This window comes from Alloalcanivorax xenomutans, from assembly GCF_032810065.1.
GTDB classification, from domain to species: domain Bacteria; phylum Pseudomonadota; class Gammaproteobacteria; order Pseudomonadales; family Alcanivoracaceae; genus Alloalcanivorax; species Alloalcanivorax xenomutans.
Window position 1 is genome coordinate 3485734 of record NZ_CP136538.1, and the last position, 22099, is coordinate 3507832.

At 60.8% G+C, this 22099-nt stretch carries 19 protein-coding genes; 12 read left to right on the forward strand and 7 right to left on the reverse strand.

What is annotated here, in order from left to right; all coding sequences use genetic code 11:
* Window positions 1-31 precede the first annotated feature (31 nt).
* The 3 genes from mreD to RYH70_RS15980 are packed head-to-tail and all read right to left on the reverse strand — an operon-like array spanning window position 32 to window position 2487.
* On the reverse strand, window positions 32-523 hold the full coding sequence (gene mreD / locus RYH70_RS15970) for a rod shape-determining protein MreD (protein ID WP_014995920.1): 492 nt from the start codon (window positions 521-523) through the stop codon (window positions 32-34).
* The gene (gene mreC, locus RYH70_RS15975; RefSeq protein WP_080531444.1) at window positions 520-1398 is read right to left on the reverse strand and encodes a rod shape-determining protein MreC; all 879 of its coding nucleotides are present in this window, start codon (window positions 1396-1398) and stop codon (window positions 520-522) included. Before mreC ends, mreD begins: the two co-directional genes overlap by 4 nt.
* A 45-nt stretch (window positions 1399-1443) precedes the next feature.
* The gene (locus RYH70_RS15980; RefSeq protein WP_014995922.1) at window positions 1444-2487 is read right to left on the reverse strand and encodes a rod shape-determining protein; all 1044 of its coding nucleotides are present in this window, start codon (window positions 2485-2487) and stop codon (window positions 1444-1446) included.
* 352 nt (window positions 2488-2839) lie between these two features.
* Here RYH70_RS15980 and gatC point away from each other — a divergent pair, with 352 nt between their 5' ends.
* The 6 genes from gatC (at window position 2840) to RYH70_RS16010 (ending at window position 8892) form a co-directional block, all read left to right on the forward strand.
* Complete coding sequence (gene gatC / locus RYH70_RS15985) at window positions 2840-3127, forward strand: Asp-tRNA(Asn)/Glu-tRNA(Gln) amidotransferase subunit GatC (protein ID WP_063142440.1); 288 nt, start codon at window positions 2840-2842, stop codon at window positions 3125-3127.
* 6 nt (window positions 3128-3133) lie between these two features.
* Window positions 3134-4588 carry an Asp-tRNA(Asn)/Glu-tRNA(Gln) amidotransferase subunit GatA gene (gene gatA, locus RYH70_RS15990; RefSeq protein WP_022996279.1) on the forward strand — a complete coding sequence of 485 codons (1455 nt, stop codon included), beginning with the start codon at window positions 3134-3136 and terminating at the stop codon, window positions 4586-4588.
* Window positions 4585-6042, forward strand: a complete 1458-nt coding sequence (gene gatB / locus RYH70_RS15995; RefSeq protein WP_063142438.1) for an Asp-tRNA(Asn)/Glu-tRNA(Gln) amidotransferase subunit GatB — start codon at window positions 4585-4587, stop codon at window positions 6040-6042. Before gatA ends, gatB begins: the two co-directional genes overlap by 4 nt.
* An 88-nt stretch (window positions 6043-6130) precedes the next feature.
* Complete coding sequence (locus RYH70_RS16000) at window positions 6131-7663, forward strand: S41 family peptidase (RefSeq protein WP_063142437.1); 1533 nt, start codon at window positions 6131-6133, stop codon at window positions 7661-7663.
* 4 nt (window positions 7664-7667) lie between these two features.
* The gene (locus RYH70_RS16005) at window positions 7668-8054 is read left to right on the forward strand and encodes a hypothetical protein (RefSeq protein ID WP_233918303.1); all 387 of its coding nucleotides are present in this window, start codon (window positions 7668-7670) and stop codon (window positions 8052-8054) included.
* Window positions 8055-8076: 22 nt separating this feature from the next.
* Window positions 8077-8892 carry a crotonase/enoyl-CoA hydratase family protein gene (locus RYH70_RS16010; protein WP_317009396.1) on the forward strand — a complete coding sequence of 272 codons (816 nt, stop codon included), beginning with the start codon at window positions 8077-8079 and terminating at the stop codon, window positions 8890-8892.
* Window positions 8893-8931: 39 nt separating this feature from the next.
* On the opposite strand, the gene RYH70_RS16015 is transcribed toward RYH70_RS16010, so the two are convergent.
* From RYH70_RS16015 to RYH70_RS16030, 4 genes are read right to left on the reverse strand one after another with little or no spacing between them, the layout of a single operon-like run.
* Window positions 8932-9774, reverse strand: a complete 843-nt coding sequence (locus RYH70_RS16015) for a hypothetical protein (protein WP_022996284.1) — start codon at window positions 9772-9774, stop codon at window positions 8932-8934.
* A 23-nt stretch (window positions 9775-9797) separates the two neighbouring features.
* Window positions 9798-11066, reverse strand: a complete 1269-nt coding sequence (locus RYH70_RS16020; protein WP_317009397.1) for a hypothetical protein — start codon at window positions 11064-11066, stop codon at window positions 9798-9800.
* Window positions 11066-14017, reverse strand: a complete 2952-nt coding sequence (locus RYH70_RS16025; RefSeq protein ID WP_317009398.1) for a toxin VasX — start codon at window positions 14015-14017, stop codon at window positions 11066-11068. The genes RYH70_RS16020 and RYH70_RS16025 overlap by 1 nt, the downstream gene beginning before the upstream one ends.
* Entirely contained in the window at window positions 14017-17004 is a 2988-nt protein-coding gene (locus RYH70_RS16030) for a type VI secretion system Vgr family protein (protein WP_317009399.1), read from the reverse strand. Before RYH70_RS16030 ends, RYH70_RS16025 begins: the two co-directional genes overlap by 1 nt.
* A 159-nt stretch (window positions 17005-17163) precedes the next feature.
* On the opposite strand from RYH70_RS16030, the gene RYH70_RS16035 reads away from it, so the two are divergent.
* From RYH70_RS16035 to RYH70_RS16060, 6 genes are all read left to right on the forward strand, one after another.
* Entirely contained in the window at window positions 17164-18363 is a 1200-nt protein-coding gene (locus tag RYH70_RS16035) for an FAD-dependent oxidoreductase (protein WP_316308783.1), read from the forward strand.
* Window positions 18364-18468: 105 nt separating this feature from the next.
* Window positions 18469-19149: a hypothetical protein gene (locus RYH70_RS16040; RefSeq protein ID WP_080531454.1), complete on the forward strand. Its 681-nt coding sequence runs from the start codon at window positions 18469-18471 to the stop codon at window positions 19147-19149.
* Window positions 19127-20575: a hypothetical protein gene (locus RYH70_RS16045; RefSeq protein WP_145953613.1), complete on the forward strand. Its 1449-nt coding sequence runs from the start codon at window positions 19127-19129 to the stop codon at window positions 20573-20575. Before RYH70_RS16040 ends, RYH70_RS16045 begins: the two co-directional genes overlap by 23 nt.
* Window positions 20576-20578: 3 nt before the next feature.
* Entirely contained in the window at window positions 20579-20896 is a 318-nt protein-coding gene (locus RYH70_RS16050) for a hypothetical protein (RefSeq protein WP_022996291.1), read from the forward strand.
* A gap of 98 nt (window positions 20897-20994) precedes the next feature.
* On the forward strand, window positions 20995-21717 hold the full coding sequence (locus RYH70_RS16055; protein WP_055100876.1) for a hypothetical protein: 723 nt from the start codon (window positions 20995-20997) through the stop codon (window positions 21715-21717).
* Between the two features lie 28 nt (window positions 21718-21745).
* On the forward strand, window positions 21746-21955 hold the full coding sequence (locus tag RYH70_RS16060) for a hypothetical protein (RefSeq protein WP_022996293.1): 210 nt from the start codon (window positions 21746-21748) through the stop codon (window positions 21953-21955).
* Window positions 21956-22099: the final 144 nt, after the last annotated feature.

Consider the following 22099-nt stretch of genomic DNA (forward strand, 5'->3'; position numbering starts at 1 on the left):
TCGTCCTGCCATCGGCCTGGTCGATCCGTTCTCAGCGCACCAGAAAACGCAACTGCACCCAGCGCAGCGCGGCCACGATCGGCCGCCACAGCACCGCGCTGGCCAGCGTACTGTAAAGGATCGTATAGGGAGGATAATAAGCGCGCCCCACGGATTCCTGCACCAGATAGGCTAGCAGATTCGAGGAGCCGACCAACAGGAACACCACCGCGGTTTGCTGCAAAGCCGGAAAGACACGCATACGCTTGTAGGCGGCCAACATGAAGTAGGCCCCCAGGCTATAGGCCAGAGCCCATTGACCCAGCGTGGTGCCCACCAGCACATCGTGATACAGCCCGACCACGAAGCCCCACAGCACGCCGACCCGATGCGGCAACGCCAGTACCCAGTACATCAGCACCAGCAACAGCCAGTCCGGACGCAACCAGTTCAGGTCCTCGGGCAGCGGTACCACCTCCAGCAGACCGGCGAGGAACAGCGTCACCAGGATCACGCCGGTGCCGGCCGGTTTCTCCTTGCTCATTGGCCTTCCTCCTCCGCCCCATCCGGCGGCGCGTCCCCTGGTTCGTCCTGATCGGCGGGGGCGGGTTCCACCGGTTTGGATTCCACCAGCAGCACGTGACTGGCGCGATCAATCTGGGCCTTGGGGCGGGCCAGGATATCGGCGAAGGCGGCACCGGAGCGGTGATCCACACTGACCACCTCGGCCACCGGATAGCCACGGGGATAGAGTTGCCCCAGGCCCGTGCTCACCAGCAAATCGCCCTGTTGCACATCGGCGGTATCCGGCACGTACAGCAGACGCAGGGTATTGCCCTGGCCGGTGCCGGCCAGAATCGCGCGGACCCCGTTGCGGTTCACCTGCACACTCATGGCGTGACTGGCATCGGTGATCAGCAGCACCCGTGAAGCCAGCGGCCCCACTTCCACCACCTGACCGATCAGCCCCTGGGCCTCCAGCACCCCCTGGCCACGGCGCACGCCTTCACGAGCCCCCTTATTGATGACGATTTCCTGGCGGTTGGGATCCGGGTCCAGACCGATGATCTCCGCCACCAGCACCGACCCTTCCAGGCTCGCCGAGGAGTTCAGCAGCTCACGTAAGCGGGTGTTTTCCGCCTCCAGTACCGCCAGTTTCTGCACCCGCTGTTCCAGAATCAGCACCTGACGATTCAGGCGCTCCTGATCTTCCAGCAGTTCGGCGCGGCTCTGGGTCTGGCGTGAAACGAAACGGGCGGTATCCACCGGCAGATGGGCCAGGTACTGAGCCGGCGCGGTGAGGTAGCCGAACACGTAGCGGATCGGCTGTGCCCACGGTGTGCGCTGGTCGAGCACCATCAACACCACGGCAAGCACCAGCGCGATGAGAAGACGGTAAGTTGGGTTGGAAGAGGACATGGCCGTCGGTTACCAGGACACTGGCGCCTTGGCGGCGCCGGTCGATTAACCCATGGCCAGCATATCAAGCCCGTGGGTATCCATCATTTCCAGGGCCTTGCCACCGCCGCGCGCCACGCACGTCAGCGGATCATCAGCAATGATCACCGGCAGGCCGGTTTCCTCGCTGAGCAGCCGGTCGATATCACGCAGCAGCGCGCCACCGCCGGTGATCACCAGGCCCCGTTCGGCGATATCGGAAGCCAGTTCCGGAGGCGAGGCTTCCAGGGCATTGCGCACCACATTGACGATGGCGGCCAGCGGCTCCTTGAGCGCTTCCAGGATTTCCTCGGAATTGAGGGTGAACTGGCGCGGCACCCCTTCCGCCAGATTGCGTCCGCGAACGTCGATTTCCAGCACCTCGCCACCGGGATAAGCGGTACCGATTTCGTGCTTGATGCGTTCCGCGGTGGATTCACCGATCAGTGAACCGTACTCCTTGCGCACATAGGCGACGATGGCCTCATCGAAACGGTCACCGCCAATGCGCACGGACTCGGAGTAGACCACGCCGTTCAGGGAAATAAGGGCGATTTCGGTGGTGCCCCCGCCGATATCCACCACCATGGAGCCACGCGCCTCTTCCACCGGCAGGCCGGCACCGATGGCGGCGGCCATGGGCTCTTCGATCAGGAACACATCACGGGCCCCGGCGCCGTAGGCGGAATCCTGAATTGCCCGGCGCTCCACTTGCGTGGATTTGCAAGGCACACAAACCAGCACCCGGGGCGCCGGCGGGAAAAAGCCGGTGTCATGCACCTTTTTGATAAAGTACTGGAGCATTTTCTCGGTGACGTCGAAGTCGGCGATTACCCCGTCCTTCATCGGACGAATGGCGGTAATGTTGCCGGGGGTACGACCCAACATCCGTTTTGCGTCGGCGCCAACCGCGGCCACGCTCTTTTGGGCACCGTGATGACGAATCGCCACCACCGAGGGCTCATCGAGGACAATACCCCGACCACGCACATAGATCAGCGTGTTGGCGGTCCCCAAATCAATAGAAAGATCGGTGGAAAACATCCCCCGAATACGTTTGATAACGGACATCCTGGCCAGTTTCCTGAAGTCTCGTCGAGAGGAAAGCGCCGTCTTGATCCCGTTTTCACAGGCGACGGCAAGATGGCGCAACTCTAGCAACGGCGGGCCCATCCGGCAAGGCCGGCGGATCGGCGCAAGCGCCATCGGCGCCCCTCTTTTGGTCGTACCGGGAGGCGATCATCCGTAATCACCGGGGCAAGCACCCGGATTTACCCCCCTCGGATACCGGTTCAGTGGCTCCCCGAGGCCGGTCTGTGGTACTTTTTGCGCCTTCCTGAAGCCGATTTCCGATCCCGTGCCGACGCCACGGCGTACTGATGCCACGGGGTGTGCCAATTCTACGGAGAGAACGGAGAGAACCATGGCCATTGATTCCAAGGTGGTTGCTCAAGTCGCCCACCTGGCGTGCCTGCAAGTGGACGACAACGAGACCGCGGCGCTGAGCGAACGGCTCAACGACATCCTCGCCATGGTGGACCAGTTACAGCAGGCCGATGTGGAAGGCGTCGCGCCTCTGGCCCATCCCCTGGATGTGAGTCAGCCGCTACGCGACGACCAAGTTACCGAACCGGACGTGCGCGAACGGGTCATGCCGATCGCCCCGGCCACCGAAGAGGGCTGTTTCCTGGTCCCCCGAGTCATTGAATAAGACGCCATGCATACCAAGACCCTGACCGAACTCAGAGCCGGCCTGGCTGCCCGGGAATTCTCCTCCCGCGAGCTGACCGAACACTTTCTGCGCCGCATCCGGCAATTCGACGGTGAGCTCAACAGTCTGATCACCGTCACCGAGGAGCAGGCCCTGGCCCAGGCCGATGCCGCCGACGCCACCCTCGCCCGGGGCGAGGGTGGACTGCTTACCGGCCTGCCCGTGGCCCACAAGGACATCTTCTGTACCGAAGGCGTCCGCACCAGTTGCGGTTCACGCATGCTGGACAACTTCATCGCCCCCTACACCGCCACCGTGGTGGAGAAGATGGCGGCGCAAGGCGCGGTGATGCTGGGCAAGACCAATATGGACGAGTTCGCCATGGGCTCCTCCAACGAAACCAGCTTTTATGGCCCGGTGAAGAACCCCTGGGACCAGGAGCGGGTGCCCGGCGGTTCCTCCGGCGGCGCCGCCGCCACTCTGGCCGCGCGCCTGGCTCCGGCCGCTACCGGTACCGACACCGGCGGTTCCATCCGCCAGCCGGCGGCGCTGAACGGCGTCACTGGTCTGAAGCCCACTTATGGCCGGGTATCGCGCTGGGGCATGATCGCTTTCGCCTCCAGCCTCGATCAGGCCGGCCCGATGGGGCTGAGCGCCGCCGACTGCGCGCTGATGCTGGCCGCCATGGCCGGCCACGACGACAAGGATTCCACCAGCCTGGACGAGCCGGTGGGCGACTATCTCAGCGACCTGAACCAGAATCTGGAGGGTCTCAGGATCGGCGTTCCGGAAGAATTCTTCCCGGACACTCTGGACAACGCCATTGCCGAAAACAGCCGCGACGCTCTGCGGGAGCTGGAAAAGCAGGGCGCCAAACTGGTACCGCTGTCGCTGCCGAGCATCAAACTGTCGGTGCCGGCCTACTACGTGATCGCGCCGGCGGAGGCCAGCTCCAACCTGTCCCGCTTTGATGGCGTGCGCTACGGTCACCGCTGTGACGATCCGGTGGATCTGCTGGATCTGTACAAGCGTTCCCGCTCCGAGGGCTTCGGCGAAGAGGTCAAACGCCGCATTCTGGTCGGCACCTACGCCCTGTCCGCCGGCTACTACGACGCCTATTACCGCCGCGCCCAGCAGGTCCGCCGCCTGATCCGCGACGACTTCGCCCGCGCCTTCGCCGAGGTGGACGTGATCATGGGGCCAACCAGCCCGGAGACCGCATTCAAGATCGGCGCCAAGGTGGATGACCCGATCAACATGTACATGGCCGACGTCTTCACCATCGCCGTCAACCTGGCGGGGCTGCCGGCACTGTCCATGCCCAGTGGTTTCGTCAACGGCTTGCCAGTGGGCACTCAGGTCATCGGCAACTACTTCCAGGAGGGCCGCATCCTCAACGTGGCCCATCGTTATCAACTGGCCACCGACTGGCATCAACGGATTCCGGGAGCATTCGCATGAGTTGGGAAACCGTCATCGGCCTGGAAGTGCACGTGCAACTGGCCACCGCCTCCAAACTGTTCTCCGCCAGCAGCACCCGCACCGGCGACGAACCGAACAGCAACGCCAGTCTGATTGATCTGGCCATGCCCGGCACTCTGCCGGTGGTCAACCGTGAAGCAATCCGTCACGCAATCCGCTTCGGCCTGGCCATTGACGCGGAAATCGGCCGCCGGTCAGTGTTCGAACGGAAAAATTATTTTTATCCGGATTTGCCCAAGGGCTATCAGACCACCCAACTGGCCGAGCCCATCGTCGGCGCCGGCGTGGTCGAGCTGCAACTGGAGGACGGTACTCGCAAGAGCGTGCGCATTCACCACGCCCACCTGGAGGAAGACGCCGGCAAATCGCTGCATGAAGCGTTCTCCGACGAAACCGGGCGGGCCATGACCGGCATCGACCTGAACCGGGCCGGCACGCCGCTGATCGAGATCGTCTCCGAACCGGACATGAGCAACGCGGAAGAAGCCGTGGCCTTTGCCCGCAAGTTGCACGCCATCGTCACCTCCCTGGGCATCAGCGACGGCGATATGTCCCAGGGCAACATGCGCTTCGACGTGAACATCTCCGTGCGCCGTCCCGGCGAGCCGCTGGGTACGCGTACTGAAACCAAGAACCTGAACTCATTCCGGTTCATGGAAAAAGCCATCAAGCTGGAGGTGGAACGGCAAATTGATGTGCTCGAGGATGGCGGTGAAGTGGTGCAGGAAACACGCCTGTACAATGGCGAAACCAACACCGCGCGCGCCATGCGCAGCAAGGAAGACGCCAACGATTACCGCTACTTCCCCTGCCCGGACCTGCTGCCGGTTCTGGTCAGTGAAGAGGAAATCAACGAACTGCGCGACGCGCTGCCGGAACTGCCGGACGCCCGCAAAGCACGCTTCGTTGAAACTTACGCGCTCTCCGAATACGACGCCGACCTGCTCTCCGCCGATCTCGCCACCGCTGCCTACTTCGAAGCGGCGGCCAAACAGGGCGGCGACGCCAAGCTGGCGGCCAACTGGGTGATGGGCGAACTGACCGCGCGTCTCAACACCGATGACATCGGCATCGCGCAAAGCCCGGTGAGCGCCGGGCATCTTGGCGAACTGATCCTGCGCATCAAGGACGGCACCATCAGCTCCAAGATCGCCAAGCAGGTCTTCGACGCTTGCTGGGCCGGCGAGGGCAGCCCGGATCAAATCATCGAGAGCAAAGGCCTCAAGCAGATGAGTGACACCGGCGAGTTGGAAAAGATCGTCGATGACATCATCGCCAACCACCCGGCACAAGTGGAGGACTACCGTGGCTCCGATGACGCCAAACGGAAGAAAAAGATCGGCTTCTTCGTCGGTCAGGCCATGAAGGCCACGCAGGGCAAGGCGAATCCCCAGCAACTGAACCAGTTGCTGCAACAAAAACTGAACGGTTAATCAAACCGTCACAGGAGCCGGTTTACGCTGCGGCCCGGGATGGGCCGCCCCGGCGCCCACACAACAACACGATAATAAGGAAATCACCATGGAAGGTTTTCGTTACGCCACACTATTGTCTGCCCTCGTCCTTCTTTCCTCGTGCGGAGGAAGTGGCGGTGGTGGCTCAAGCAGCCCGGCAACTACCTGGCAAGCCGGCCAGTTCGCTGACGCCGGCCAATTCGCCAATCAGTGCCTCAGACCGCGCGGCGGCAACCAGTACCCCGATGTGGCGGGATCAGTCCTGGATGAAAACAACTGGTTGCGCGCCTGGAGCCACGAGACCTATCTCTGGTACGACGAGATCCTGGATCGCAATCCTGGCAATTACGATAACCCGCTGGCTTATTTCGACCTGTTGAAAACGGAAGCCATCACCGCCAGCGGCACGCCGAAGGATCAATTTCATTTCACCATGCCCAGCGACGAATGGAACGCGCAATCCCAATCCGGCGTGGCACTGGGTTACGGCATGCAGTGGGTGATCGTCGATCCCGACCTGCCACGGGACGTGCGGGTGGCCTATCACGATCAGCAAGACCGCCCCGGCCTGCCGCCACGAGGTGCCCGGATTTTGTCCGTCGACGGCGTCAGCATGGAATGGAGCAATGACGTGGATACGCTGAACGCGGGCTTGTTTCCCACCCAAGAAGACGAGCAACATGAGTTCAAGTTCGCATATCCCGATGACAGCCTGCATACCATCATGCTTACCGCCGAAGCCATCACCTCCGAGCCGGTACAGAAAGTAAAAGTGCTGACCAGCACCGGCGGCAAACGAGTGGGCTACATGCTGTTCAACGACCACATCGCCACCGCGGAGAAAGCGCTAAGGGACGCTGTTGAGCAGTTGCAACAAGGCAATGGCATCGACGATCTGGTACTGGACCTGCGCTATAACGGCGGAGGTTATCTGGCGCTGGCCAGTCAGCTTTCATACATGATCGCCGGTCCTGAACAGACCGCCGGTCAGGCTTTCGAAATCTCCCGGTTCAATGATCAGCATCCGCAAACCAACCCGGTCACAGGCCAGCCCCTGACTGCGACACCGTTCTACAACATCACCCTGGGCTTCTCGGTTCCGGCCGAAGAGCCGTTGCCCAGTCTGAACCTGCCGCGAGTGTTCGTACTCACTGGCGCCACTACTTGCTCCGCCAGCGAATCCCTCATCAACGGGTTACGCGGAGTGAATGTTGAGGTGATTCAGATCGGCGATCGCACCTGCGGCAAACCCTACGGGTTCTATCCCACCGACAATTGCGGCACCACCTACTTCACGATCCAGTTCCAGGGCGTCAATGCCAAGGGCTTCGGTGATTACCCGGACGGCTTCGTACCCGGTAACGACAACGGCCAGGCCGGAGTGCAGGGTTGCCAGGTGGCGGACGATTACGATCATGATCTTGGCGACATCGATGAAGCACGCCTGGCCACGGCGCTGCACTACATCGACAATGGGTATTGCCAACCATCGGCGAGCCGCCAGTCCTTGCGCCAATCGTTGACCGCGCCGCCCATCGGCGATGGCCGTGTCCACAAGGCACCGTGGCGCGAAAACCGCATAATGACTCCGACCCGGTGATACCATGAGCCCTGCGAAAACAACACTGGCACTGGGCATTCTGGTACTGCTCTGTGCCTGCCAGTCACAACCGGCGGGCGGCGACACTCCGGCGCTGCTGTCCGGCACGGAAGCGGACCACAAGGAACTGCGGGAAAAGATCCGGGACGCCCTGTCGGCGGACAGACCGGTCCTGTTGGCCGATGACGCGCTCACGCGAGACAGCCTGCTGGTGATCGAGCGCGCTTCGCCTCGGGATTTGAGACATCCGCCGCTGAATGGTCGGAACCTGCAACGGCCGGAGACTTTCCGGCTATTGCTCGATAACGAACGCTGCTGGCTGGAACGGCTTGGCGACGGTAAACGATGGGAGATGGTGGAAGCCTCCTGCATCCCTGCCCCCGGCCGCTGACCAGCGATAGGAGAGCACCACCATGACCGACATTTTTCGGGATCGTCTGACCCTGGACATCGCCGGCCACGTCGCCACCGTCACCCTGGCGCGGGCGGAAAAATACAATGGCCTGGATCTGGAGATGCTTCAGGCCCTGGTCGATTGCGCGAAAAAACTGAGGAAGAACCGCCAGGTGCGGGTGGTCATTCTGAAGGGGGATGGCAAAGCATTCTGCGCCGGCTTGGATTTTGGCCGCGTCACCAAGACTCCGATGAAGATGCTGCTCGCCTTCACCCGCTTCGGCATCAAGAAAACCAATCTGTTCCAGCAAGCCTGCTGGGCCTGGCGGCAATTACCCATGCCGGTCATCGCGGTGACGCATGGCTACTGCTACGGCGGCGGCCTGCAACTGGCGCTGGCCGCGGACTTCCGTATCGCCACGCCGGATTGCGAATTCTCGGTAATGGAAATCAAATGGGGACTGATCCCGGACATGACCGGCACCGTCACCCTGCGCGAGCTGTTACCCCTGGACGTGGCCAAGGAACTGACCATGACCGGCCGCCGCTTCGACGCCCTTGAGGCGGAGCGCCTGCACCTGGTCACCCGGGTTTCCGAGACGCCTGAGCAGGCCGCCCGGGAACTGGCCGAGGCGCTGCTGGAACGGTCCCCGGATGCCGTCAGTGCCGCCAAGGCCTTGTTCCATGACACTTGGAATGCCCCGGAGGAACAGGCCTTTCTGCGCGAATCCCGGCTGCAGTTCAAACTGTTGCGCAGCCGTAATCAACGCACGGCAATGAACGCCAATTTCAAGAAGGAAACACCGCGGTTCGGGCCGCGACAGCGGGATTACTGAGTTTTATATAGCGTAACAACCAGAAAAATATCGGGTCGGCTAGGCCCCGCCCTTTTGCTGGCCCTTGACCGTGCCCACCACAAATGCCCCCACTGCCATGAACGTCGCCAACAAAGCCACGAGTTTTTCACCGCTAAGCAGGCTCAACGTCCCAACCGCCAAGAAGATCGCGGAGTTGATCAAGTTCTTTTTCGCCACTTCGTCGCGAGAAGGCTCGGTGGGTTGATACACCTCACCCGAGCCGCATTCCTGCGACATCCCCTCCCCCGCGAATATCCACTTCACATAATGCCAGGCCATCAGATCACGGTATGCGAACCAACCAACGCCCCCGACCAGAACGGGCACCAGGAACAACAGCCAAGCCCCTTCCGCGCCTCGGCTCATAGCGTACAATCCCAGAACAGAAAGCCCCGCCAACACAACCCAGGCCACCACGAACAGCCACCGCCAACTCCGCCGGGTCGTCCGAGATCCCAGGACCAGTCCCGCACTCATCAATACGCCACTCAATCCAAAGACGACATAAAGAAACAGAAAATCTTTGCTCGAAGTGGCCATACCGAGAAATCGAACCAAAAAAAACAGTGTTCCCACTATAAACGCCACTACCCACTGGGAAGGACTGGGAAAATGAATGGCAGCATTGCGATCAAGTGTTATGAGAATTTCTTTAAGCAGTGTCCTGGTCGAGAGAGAGGCGTACACATACAAGCGCTCCCCCTGATGCTCGAGCAGCGGCTTTCCTTTCCAGGCAATCAAATTCACGTTGTCACCGTCACCGCTACGTCGCCAATCCTCCCCATATGGCGATAGCACCTCTTCGATGAGAGGAAGACTACTCTCTTTTACTTTACTCAGTTTGAAAGTGTAATTTTTCACAAACACTCCTAGAGAAGTCCGGACTAACCTGCTCCCTCCCAATCATCTTTGACAGGCTTCGCTTTCCCTGAAGGCCATTCTTTGGCCTCAGCCATCAGTTCATCAATGCCATGCCTTCCAGAAGCCGGCTGACCACGACTATCAACGTACTCGTAACCGTTAAAGCCGGCAAATCGATAGTATATATCTGTACGCGCTGGTATGGGTTGGTGGTTGAATGCCGCAACATCGGCACTCGGAGCGCACAGTTCTTCCACCTCTTCGGGCCATTCAAACCCATCCAGCGCTTCCTCTGCGACAGCAGCCTGACGATCCAGCCAGGCTCCAAAAGTCAGAAAGTACCCCAAACGTTCCAAGGGGTGAAATACAAGGGCATAGACATGTCCCAGTTCTCTGGTGGAGGTCGGTTCCGCACCCGGCGAATATAGCAAGCCTCCCTTTTTCAAGTCTGGATCCGGTTGAATCGCCTCCAGTCCCTTCTCCATATATCGTCTGATAAATTCCCAACGGCGCAGTATTCCTGGGATACTCCGATCACCTCCGGTCCAGAATCCGTAGGGTAAGGAGAACAGTTCCTTTTGTGGCTTCCCTCGCGACGAGAAACGATCCAGCTCATCCAACACCCACGGGCGCGGAGCTGTCAGAACCAACCCAGTACCACCTAAACTGCCCGGCATCACACTGAATTCAACCAATGCTCTTACGTGACGCCAAGGCACATGCAGGACCTTATCCCCCCCGCAAGAGATGTGAACGAGCTGGGCTTGTCGATTATAGCGAGCGGACCCTTTCTTCTCTGCATGGCGCATCATCGGTGAGAAGGGAGACAGGAAATAAAAGAACAAAAAGGGAATTCCGCCGGCACAAAGATAACCCGCAAACAACCCTATCGCCGACCACACATCAAGCTTCTCATCCACGAAAGCCGCCACATAAAGACCAAGGAACAAAAGCAGGGCCAGGTTATGAAACAACAGGAAAAGGCGCGGCAACCAGTGCAGCTTTCCGTTCCCCCCAACGGTTTCAACAGTCGGCAGCTCAATGTAGCGCTCGTTAAACAAACGCGAGTTTTCAATATCCAAATCGTTTGGCTTCAAGGCATCCTCCGGCCAAAGAGCCACATCCAGAGGGGGAAGCGCCGCAAAGGTCTTTTTCTTCTTCTCCTCTTTCAAAAGTGCCAGGAAGTCAGCCAGTCCATAATCGGGGTGGCGGCGGGCCCGCTCAAGCGACTGTTCCCAGATAGACATCTGTTGACCTGGGGAAGCACCCAACTCCTTTCTGGATCGCGTCATCAATTTTCCACTTCGTACATCAGTTCCGGATCACTAAAGCCGTTAACGTAATACCGCACCTTCACACTGACGTACGGATTATTGGTATCAATCATCATAATCCCCAAACCTCGCTCCACCGATACCGAAGCATTCTCTTCGGTGTAGATCTGATCTTCCACCGGTGGAATTGTCTGTGGCGCCGACACGGTAACACGAACACTGCTGACCTGAGCCTGCCAACCTGGCAGAAGAATAGCGATCTGTTCAACACCCTCTGGATATGGACTTCCCGTCGTCCAACGGCGATAGGAACTGACTAGCGGCAGATTCCCTGACAACCACTTCAGAGTATCCGTATTAGTCTCGATGGAAGGCTCACGGAACATCCGGTAGAACTCTTTCAATTCAGCATCTGCATCCAACGTGGTCACTTCCTCGTCACTGAGGCCAAACCAGGCGGGGATAGAGCCATTTCCCCATACACTACCGGCCATCCAGCGCAAAACCTTGTTCTCCTCCACGGTGGTGTCGTGCCAATGGCGCACCGCCACATAACTGGCTTCAACCGCCAGCATAACCCAGCCCACCCAATTGCTTGCCCGGGCAAATCGGCCAAGCCCACGCAATGCCGCACCTCCAGATTCCAAACGGGACATGACCTGAGTCGCGCTTTGAGTGATTCTGCCACGGGCCGCAGTGGCCCCCATTTTTTCCGCCTGATCCGCCAACCGGGCGGTCAAATGCAGCATACCCAGAGAGGCATTACCCAACTGTAATATTCCTCCTGTCATGCTTATTGCGGCTTCGTTGCCGTCTTCATTGAAAATGGGGGTGACCACGGCATCCTTGACAAATGTGACCAGTGCTGCTCCGGCGGCAAGCCCGAGGGCCCAATTACCAAGCAGGTCAACTTGCTTTTCCATCGACTGTTCCAAGGCCTGGTCAGCCGCTATCCTTGCCTGGTTGCGTCGGATGTCGAGCACCGCTTGTATCCCCCCAGTCACACCAGCACTGGTGGCCAGCATGGCGCTGCCTAGATTAAGCGAATTCGCCAACACCATACCGTCGTCGCGGCCCAACTTCTTTATAGCCGCCGCGGCGTTTTCCAGAGACCACCATATCCCAAGCCCGGAAATTCCCAGTTTGGTGCCGTGCCAGAAATGCATTCTCTGTGACAATCCACGCTGGTCCGCCTCTATTTGGGCCTGAACCTGCTGGCTCTCATACAGTTCCACCACCTCATTGGCCGCACGGGCCACGGTAATCGGCCGGAAACCATTCACCCCACGTCCTCCGGTGCGGTCCCGCAACCATGCTCCAGCCTCGCTCAGCGGCACTTGGCGTTTAACGCCAGTCTCGCCACTGAGAATTTCCAGGGCGGGTCCATATGGAGTGCGCCACAATTCATTGATACTGCCCAAACGCCCCTTCGCCACCAGAGCTCCAACCACCAGACTCAACTGTCGAGAGGCACTATCCGCCGGGAACGAGGATATTACTGTATTCAGCTTCTCAATCACTTCACCCACCACATTTCGGGCAAAGCGAGCCGCACTACTACGCCAGCGCACATACTCCGATACTTGGGGATGGCCGAGCAGAACTCGCTCCATAATCCCGGTTGGGCCGCTCTCGACAAGCTCACCGGAAACCTCATTGACACCTTCATCATCCAAGGTCAAAACCCCAAGACTGAAAGTGACGACACGACGTAATGCCAAGTAGCTTTCTCGATCGGTCTCGTCGTAAAGCATCAACGTGGCATTATGGCGAGCTTTTATCGAACGATAGACCTGTGTGGCTGCTGATGCCGCTTGGGTTACCGCCTCGCCAAGTCGTTCCATATTATTTGGATGATCATTGACAAATTGGTGGCGCTCCTCATTACGCACCATTGCCAACCTTCCTGCTTCCGCATCCAACCCTTCCTGGTAGGCCCGATCCCGGGCTGCATTTGCAGCACCTCCAGCGACACCGCCCGGCAACGCACTTCCCACCGGATCGTTGCGAAAAGTATCCATCTCCACTTCCCGGCGTTTCATCTCCCCAAGCAAATCGATCCACTCTGAGATTCTGAGCTTGCGGGCAGCATCCGCGCTGTAGCTCTGCAATGCCTCCAATTCAATACCAGCCAGATGTCCCAGCTCACTCATCACACCGGTGGTGTCATGCACCGCCACAACCTTCGCGGGATGCTGTTGCATAACACCACAACGGGGGCTGACACTGGCGTCCAGCAAGCTCAGTAACTGGTTAGCCGGGGTGACAGGTGAGTTGCTCTCGCTCCATACGAAAGCATCAAGATCACCATTCAGGCCCGGCAAGTCAGCAAGAGGAGCGGTATCCCCCGTATGCGATTGTGGACCATCATCGGTGAGGCGAATTTCCGTGGCCAGTTGACTTCTTAGACCATCCTGATCCGATGTCAAGGCATCCAGAACACCACGAGTAAGACGGGAATCACTGACAAGTAACCAAGCCCTTTCTCCGACGTCCAGTTCGGGAGTGGGTAGCGGGGCTGTGATATAAGGCAGTGCCGCGGTAACTTCTGGCAGCGTTGGCATGTCCTGCCAGGGAGGTTGCGATGCCTCCTCAGTAGAGACTGAGGAAATAGGATTGAAATAGCCATCTTCCGCGACTTGCCAGACACGAATACGCCATTCTTCCTTCACTTGCGCCAGCAGGTAGACATAGGTCAAAGGGCGCAACGTGCGCAAGCCGAAATGCCAGCCTTCGCCCAAGCCTTCATAGCCGGAAAGATCCATATCGGGAAAATCACCGGCAGGTAACGGGGCTCGGGTAATCCCATAGCGCACGGGGTAGAGTATGCGGGCCTGCTGAGGCTCTGGCAGACACACTTGCACTTTGTCGCGTTGGTCCGGCGGCGTCAGATTCCATTGAATCGCGGGGTAACCGGACACCGGGTCGATCCGGACCGGGGCGCGGCGGGCCGTGGAAGTATCGCGCATCAGGAACTCCCTCCCTGGTCCGCCGGCCCCAGCAGGGTCAACGAAGTGACTTCCGCCCCGATCCCCTGCTGCAAGTCAATTTCACCGTCACTGTTGGTTATACCCTCGATTACCGCGCCATCCTTGCGGGTCAGCCGGTAACGCTGATTGGCCGCTGCCTGGCCGCTCGAAAAGTGTACTTTGAATGCTTCGTTATATTGGCTCGGCGACAGGCTCGACGAAGGCCAGCTGTTCATCTCCCGGCTCAATTGGGTCCCCCCCAGGAACGACTTCTTGCCGGCTTCCACCTTGATTTCGCCGGGGCAACTGACGATCAGGTCGCCGCCTTCCAGGGTCAGCCGGGCACCGGCGCTGGTGGCCAGGTGCAGGGACTGTCCGGCGGCCAGTTCCAGCGGGCCGTTGGCGCTGGTGATGTTGAGGTCATCGCGGCTTTGCACGCGCAGGCGTTCATGCTGGGCTTCGAAGCGTACTTCGCCTTCCGCGCTGACCAGGGTCAGCGCATCGCCATCAACACCCTCGGCGGCGGCGAGCAGCCCCAGGGACTGGCCGCTGTGCAGACGCAAATCGCCACCCACCGCCAGATTGCTGTCCTGCCCGCTGGCCAGAGCCAGGGTCTCGGCGCTGCTCCAGGTCAGGCTCTGGCCCGCCAGCACCCCGATGCCAGCGGGGGCCGTTAGTCCCAACAAGGCATGGCTACTGTGGGGCACCCGGTCATTGCCGCCGCTGGTGTTGTGCTGGGGAGCTTCTCCCAGAGCCGCGCCGCAATCAGCGCCGGTAACCCGGGTTGAGGCGCTGGTATAAAGGGCGTTCAGAGGCGCTTCCTGATCGATCAGCCAGGAGGCACCGGAACGGTCGGAGCCTTCGGCGGCGGCCAGCACCGCCGTGCCATGGCGGGCGCAGGCCTGGGACAGGGTTCGCCCGAGTTGCCGCAGGTGATCCAGCAAAACGGCGGCTTCTTCCACGTCGCCGGCGGGCGTATCGGCATCCTCCCGCCCCCAGGCGCTGAGCCACAATCCCCGCTCGGCCCGGACCGCGCCCCACTCATCGGTTCTCAATTCCAGCCCTTCACCCCGGAAGCTGCCGCGGTAATTACCGGCCTGGTGGATCAGGTGACCGAGGTTGAGCTGGCTGTCGCCATGACTGCTGGCCAGTTGCAGCCGCAACTGGTCGTCACTGTCGTCGAAGACCAGTCGGTTATAGCCGTCTCCACCCCACTCCTTGGACTGCACGCCCCACAAGGCGGCGGCGTTGCCGTGACCGGCGGCATCGGGGCTGGCCCCATGCCAGGGCGGCGCGGCGCCGCCACCGTGATTGGCACGGGCGCTGGCGGCAAGATCATGGGCCCGGGCGAAAACCTCCGTGCTGCTTTCCCTCGCCCCGGTCCCGCCTGGCGTCGGCGCTATACCGCCTTCACCCTGACCGTTATAGAGCGCCCCGAGAACCACCGGCCGGTCGATGTCGCCGCCGATGAACCCGACCACCACTTCCTGGCCAATGCGCGGCACGAACTGCACGCCGGCGCCGGGCCCCGCCTGCCACTGTCCAACCCGCAGCCAGCAGGTGCCACGATCGTCCTCGCTGTCGCCGTGCTGCCAGTGGAAACGAACCTTGACCCGTCCGAGGCCATCACTGAACACCTCCTCGCCACCACTCACCCGGGGCTCACCATCCGGCCCCACCACCCGGGCGGTCTGATAGCCCCGTGCCACCGGGCGACCGCGCCAGCGGCCTTGCTCATCGGTGGCACGGGGCCGCCACGGGCGCCCCTGATCCTGGGCATCAAAAAGATTCGCGTAGCCCAGTTGCGCGGCCCGTTCCGCCAGCTGCTCACTGGCCGCCTGCGCCTGCGCATCGGGCCAGGGAGGCGCGTCTCCCAGGGTATGCGCCACTTGCTCCCGGGCCGTGGCCGGAAGATTGTTGATGCCCAGATGGCGGACCCGGGTCAGCAGCAGTGCCTCCGGTACCGCCAGCCCTTGCGGCGGCTGCCGCAACCGCAGGAAAGTGCCGGCGCGACAGGTGCGCACCGCGCCTTCCCCCTGCCAATAATCACGCTCGCTTTCGGCATGGGCGGCGCGCAATTCTGCGTAATGGCGGGCTTCGTCAGCGTCCTTCCAGGCGTACTGCCCTACACTGTCGTACTGTTCCACCGGCTGATCGCGCTCACCGCCGGCGGCAAGCGTCACCTGAACCGGGGTGGCCTGACGGGTTTTGTAGTCCTCGCTGAGCAGCGTCAACCGTTGAGCCCCGGCGCGGCGGCGGCGGCCCAGGCGGTGCAGACCATCCCCTTCTTCACTGGCATCACCGCGATGCACCAGCACGCCGCCCTGAGCCTCGGAGGTGGCGTCCTCCGGCAACAGGCGGCTGTCGGAGAACAGTTCCAGTTGATGTCCAGCGGGAGCGTCCCGGGCTTCGATCAGACGGAACCCCAGCCCCTCCTCGGCAAGCAGACGAAGGATAAAATCAGCGTCCGTTTCCCGGTATTGAGTGCAATAGCTGCGCGGCCTCACGGCTTGCAGAAAAGGCGCCACGTCATCCCGTTGCCGCCAACTGGCCCACTCACCGTAACGCCCGAACACGGCGCCGGCGATATCGACCACGCTCTTGTCCTGGAATACCTGACTATGGCGGCCATGACTGAGCTGCCAGTTCCAGGGTCTCAGGGTGAAGCGGTAGCGGGCCAGGCCGCCATCGGCACCGAGCAGGGTCACTTCTTCCACCAGACCGGTGCGGGGGGTTTCGCTGCCATCGCCGAGACGGGTGAACAGGGTCGCTTTACGACCCAGCCACTCTCCCAACGGGCATTGGGCATTACCGGTAAGGACATCCACCCACCACATCGAAGGGGCGGACAGGGCTTCGTCACCGCACCAGCGTTCCACCAGCAAGGGCGTGGCGTCGTCGTCCAGGGAGAAGCGATAAAGGCGGCGATGGTCTTTCAGCGACAGCGCGGACGCCAACAGGTCCCGCAGCTCGTCAAAGGGGGGCATGGTCTGACTCCATTCAGTCTCAGAGCCTGTCCAGAGGCTCTTACGTCCTTGATGACGGCCAAAATCATGGCACAGGCACGGTTTCAATGCCAGACAGCCCACTGCACGAGGGTGCCGGGTGCGTATAATGCCAAGCTGATCACCGGGGGAGCATCACCTGTGAAGTCGCAATCCATAGCCATTATCGGCGCCGGCACCGCCGGACTGGCCAGCGCCCGGGTATTGGCCGCCCAGGGACACGACATCACCCTGCTGGAGCAGGCACCGGCGCTGGCACCGGTGGGCGCGGGCATTCTGTTGCAGCCCACCGGCCTGTCGGTCCTTCAAGAGCTGGGTTGCTATCAGGCCCTTGCCGAACTGGGCGCCCCCGTGGACGGCCTCCATGGCGTGACCCGCTCCGGGCGGGTGTTGATGGATACCCGGTATCACCTGCTGGGTCCCGGGGTGCAGGGGCTTGGCGTGCATCGGGCCAGTCTTTGCCACGTTCTGAGCAACAGTCTGGATGGCTACCCCCATCAACGCTGGCTGGGCACCCGGGTGGACGCCCTGCGCCACGATCCTCAGGGGGTCACGGTGGCCGTGGGCGCCGGGGCTCACCAGGGCGAACATCGCTTCGACGCCGCCTTGATCGCCAACGGCAGCAACAGCCATCTGCGTCCCGCCGACTGGGTGCGCTATGACCGCCAATATCCGTGGGGCGCACTGTGGGCGATTATGCCCATGGAAGCCGGTTTCGACGGTGGCTGGCTGCGCCAGTGTTACGAGGGCGCCCATCGCATGGCCGGCGTTTTGCCCACCGGCCGTACTCCGGACGCCCCCGACACGCCGCTGCTGAGCTTTTTCTGGAGCCTGCCGGTGGCCGACATGCCCCACTGGCGCAATGGCGCCCATCCGTTCGAGCAGTGGAAACAGGAAACCGCCGCGTTCTGGCCGGATCTCAAACCACTGTTGGCACGGCTGCCTTCCTCCGCGGATCTGCTTCAGGCCACCTATCGTGATGTGATTTTGCGCCGTTGGGGCGAGGGTCGACTGGGTATCATCGGTGACGCCGCCCATGCCATGAGCCCGCAACTGGGCCAGGGCGGCACCATGGCGCTGCTGGATGCCCAGGCTCTGGGCCAGGCGATGGCGGAGGCGGATCAGTGGCCCCAGGTGTGGGCCGGCTTCCAGCGGCGGCGGGCCGGCTCGATCCGCTTCTACCAGAACATGAGCCGCTGGCTGACGCCGTTGTTCCAATCCCATGGCAAGTGGATCCCGGCATTACGTGACGTCGCCTTTCCGCTGATGTATCGCATGCCCTGGCTGCCACGCCAGATGGCGCTGACCGTGGCTGGCGCGAAGCGGGGGCTGTTGCGTTGATTGCCTGTCCCCGGGCCACGGTTTTGCGGGTTAAACAAGGGCTGCCTATACTCTGATCACGCATGGCGGGATAACCATGCCGATAAAACTGCAAAGGATGTACTCATGAGTATCAACGGAGATCTGCTCCGGCCCGCGTGCTTTTGCCTGGGAGCGATACTGGCGATGAGCGGCTGTGCGGATCGTGCCCCGAGTCTGGATCTGGCGGAACTGGACGGCAATACCGCCATCGCCCGGGCCCTCGACGAAGCCGACATCCCCTACACCCAAACCCCCTCCGATGAGATCAGAAACCTTGAGGTTCTTCTGTTCGGCGAGAAGTATCAGGCCCGGGATGTTCTGCGAAGCGCCTTCACCATTGACTGGGAAGCGGAAACGGCCCGCCCCAATGTCTACTTCCACGATATTCCACTGCGGGCACCGTCCTTTCTGACCGATAAAGACGACACTCTGTACATCGTGACCTCCCGCATCGGCAATGCCGATGGCGTGAAAGGGGAAGTCGCGATGGGCGCCTTCGACGACGACCAGATCATGGCCCTCAAAGCCAGATTCGAGGACGACTACGGCCCCGCCACCGCCAGCAAAGAGGATTTCCGCGGCAAGGTTTATTTCTGGCGAGTGCCGGATGGCGCCGTGCGACTCGCCATTGAGAACGAGTGTCTGTGCGAACCGGCGAGCCGATGGTCTGGCGACGAGCGCCCCGAGGGCGGGCGGGGCGGCACCCTCGCCCGGTACTACGACCCCGAATTGCCGAGTTTCCATGATGACGACTACGAATACTAAAATCGCGACCCGGCTCTGTCTGCTGACGGCATTGATCACGGCACCCGGCATCACCCTGGCGGACAAAAGCTATTGGCAGGTGCGAGGCCCGGATGACACCAAATTCGTTCTCGAAACCGCCATGCTGTCCCCTCTGTCCCTGGCCGGGCTGAGTGCCTCCACCTTCTTCGTTTATGATGACCAGGACGGCAGTCTGATTCAGTACGACGCCAAGACACCGGACAAACCACGTACTCTGCTGCCCGAGCCGGACGACAAGCGCATGAAGCGTTTGAAGACGCAATTGACGGCGAAGCTGATGGACGGTCAATTGAAACTGCTGATGTCCGATGGCCGTGAAAACATTTTCTTCATCAAACCCCGCCCACTGGCTGATGAGGAGGCGTTTCAGAGCGCTCTCAATGAGCGCCATCAGCACATCGAAACCCTGAAACGGGAAGCGGCCGAAAAGCATGGCACTATGGAGTTCCCTGGCACGGATGGCGGTGACAGCGACAAGGTCGTCTTTCCCGGTGGCTTCACTCTGAATTTGCCGGCGAACGATGACGGCTTTTACATCCACCAGGAGAACCCGACACGCTGGCTCCTGTTCAGCCTGGCCGACCCCGAAAGCAACCAGCCCTTGTTCAATCAAGTGAACCCGGATCTCACTTTGGCGCTCAAGGAAGCGTCTCCCAAAGACGTCGCCAAAGAAACCCGCTGGCCCGGAACGTATCGTCTTTATGAGCAGGACGGTTTGTTTGTCGACGCCTTCACCGAGTACGACGAATCCGAGGATGAGGCCTATCTCGCCGGCTATGACCTGTATCGAACGATTCCATTGAGCCAGGGGCGTACCCTGCTGATCACCACCCGCACACTGAAAAGCGCCGACGACATCAAACGATTCGCTGCCATCGCCAACAGCGCCCGACCCGCTGCCACGGACGACACCGTCAGTGTGAATCATTACACGGACAATACCCTCGGACTGCTCTCGCCGGCACAATCGGTCTCCTTGTTCGAGGGCGCGAAAATGACTCTGCCTCTGAATTACACGGCCGAGCGCTGGTCCGGAGGTGGCTATTTCGTGCTTTCCCTCGGGCCAAACATGATTTTCGAAAGCGGCGATGGGGAAAGCGATTACATTGGAGTGGAAGGCGCTCTGAAACCAGGGGAATCGGAGTTCGAACGTCCATCCGGCGGGATTTATATGCGCGATGACGACGGCTTCGTGTTCGATGCCGACAAAGTGGCCGGCGATCAAAGCATCCTGGTCGCCGACGACAACGGGCTGGTGTTTGAGTCCAAACAAAACTGGCATCTGGCACGCTACGTCCGGCTTGGCCAAACCCACGTGGTCTACTATATGAACTACCGCAACAAGCGAACCGAGGCGTTGGAAGATTTTTACAGCTCCCGCAACGCCTTTCATTTCGAGCCATGAGTGATGACCACACCCACCCACTCGCCTCAATCGGCTTGTCCCGAATTTTCCTGGTACTACGCGGGTTTCTGGCGGGTGGTGTTTTTCATCGCTCTGGCCGGCTGCGGCGGTTTCATGCTGACCGCAATCGTTGTCATCAGCTTCGCGCTGTATACCGACACGTCCCTCGAGGGTCTGGATCTATTCATCGCCTGGCCACTCCCGGTCGTCACGGCAATACTCTGGCTGGTTCACCGCGTTATCGACGACGGCAAGCTGCAAAGTCATGTTCGGAGTCTCGATGCCTTTTTGCAGGAGTCTGCTAAAAAACGCCGGCGCTGATCCTCCAAAGAGCGCTCTCCAAGCCACTGCCTCAGGATGACCCCATGACACTCTCATCACCACCCTGTCTTTCGGTAACCGGCGGGAAACGCCGGCTGATGGCGCTTTTCAGCCTGATTCTGCTATTCGCCGCTCTCCAGGCCAGGGCATCCGAGGCCACGCCCCGGCCATTGGAGCCCGGCGACGAGACCGGAGACAGGTTGACGGCCGAAGCACCCATGAACTTCAACGACGGCAGTCGTTATCATCTCTACCGGGTTGAGCTGGCGGCCAACCAGGTGGCCAGGTTCGACGTCACCGGCGGGCTCAACAGCTATCTTTCCCTGTTCGCTCCCGACGGAACCCTGTTACAGCACGAAAAAAACGGCCAAAGCGACACGGCTCTGCACAGCTACCATGCCCATCTGAGCCAGAAAATCGAAAGGGAAGGCTCTTATCTACTGGCCGTGGGTGGGAATTCCCCACGCTCTCTGGGACAGTACACAGTGAGCGTCAAGACCACCGAGCTTCAGAGCATCGCCCCTCTGGTGCCCGGGGTTACCATCAAGGACTGGCTGCGAGGGCTCGATGCAAAACACACCTTGCACGTCGACAAGATCGGACAATACCGGATTCGCTTCGGCTCCGACGATTTCAGCGCTTATCTGCTGGTCGACCATGGCAGCCACTACGAAGCCATCGACAGCGGTGACGACACCGACGCGCACCTCGACGTCTTTTTAAGGGCACCGGGAGACTATGAACTCATCATTCGCTCTTCGGACGAAAGCTGGCAGGAGGGGCTATATACCCTTGGAGTCGAAGCCCTCTCCTGCTGCTAGACAGGGGTATCGTTCCTGTTGCTTGGGTATGGCGGGCGCCTTCGTACTTGCCGCACTGTCCGTGGTGTCCGCCACCGTGCAAGCGCAGCCCCCCAGCCCCTGGCCAACCCGGCTGTCGGTGGCGGCGATCACCGCCACGCCCCCCGATCTGGAGACCACCTTCCGGTTTCCCTGGATCACTGACTCTTCCTGTGGGCCCACCGCCCGTTGCAACGAGACTGACCCGGCCGGATGGTAAAGCAGAATTTTTGCTGGAGGTGGATCACGACGGAGACCTGGACGGCATCTGGCGAAAAGCAGACGCCCCCTTCCCGGTATATTTCAATTATTGACCGGGTACGGTGGAGGTCGGCCGGTGCGCCCCGTCGCGGTCCACCGCCAA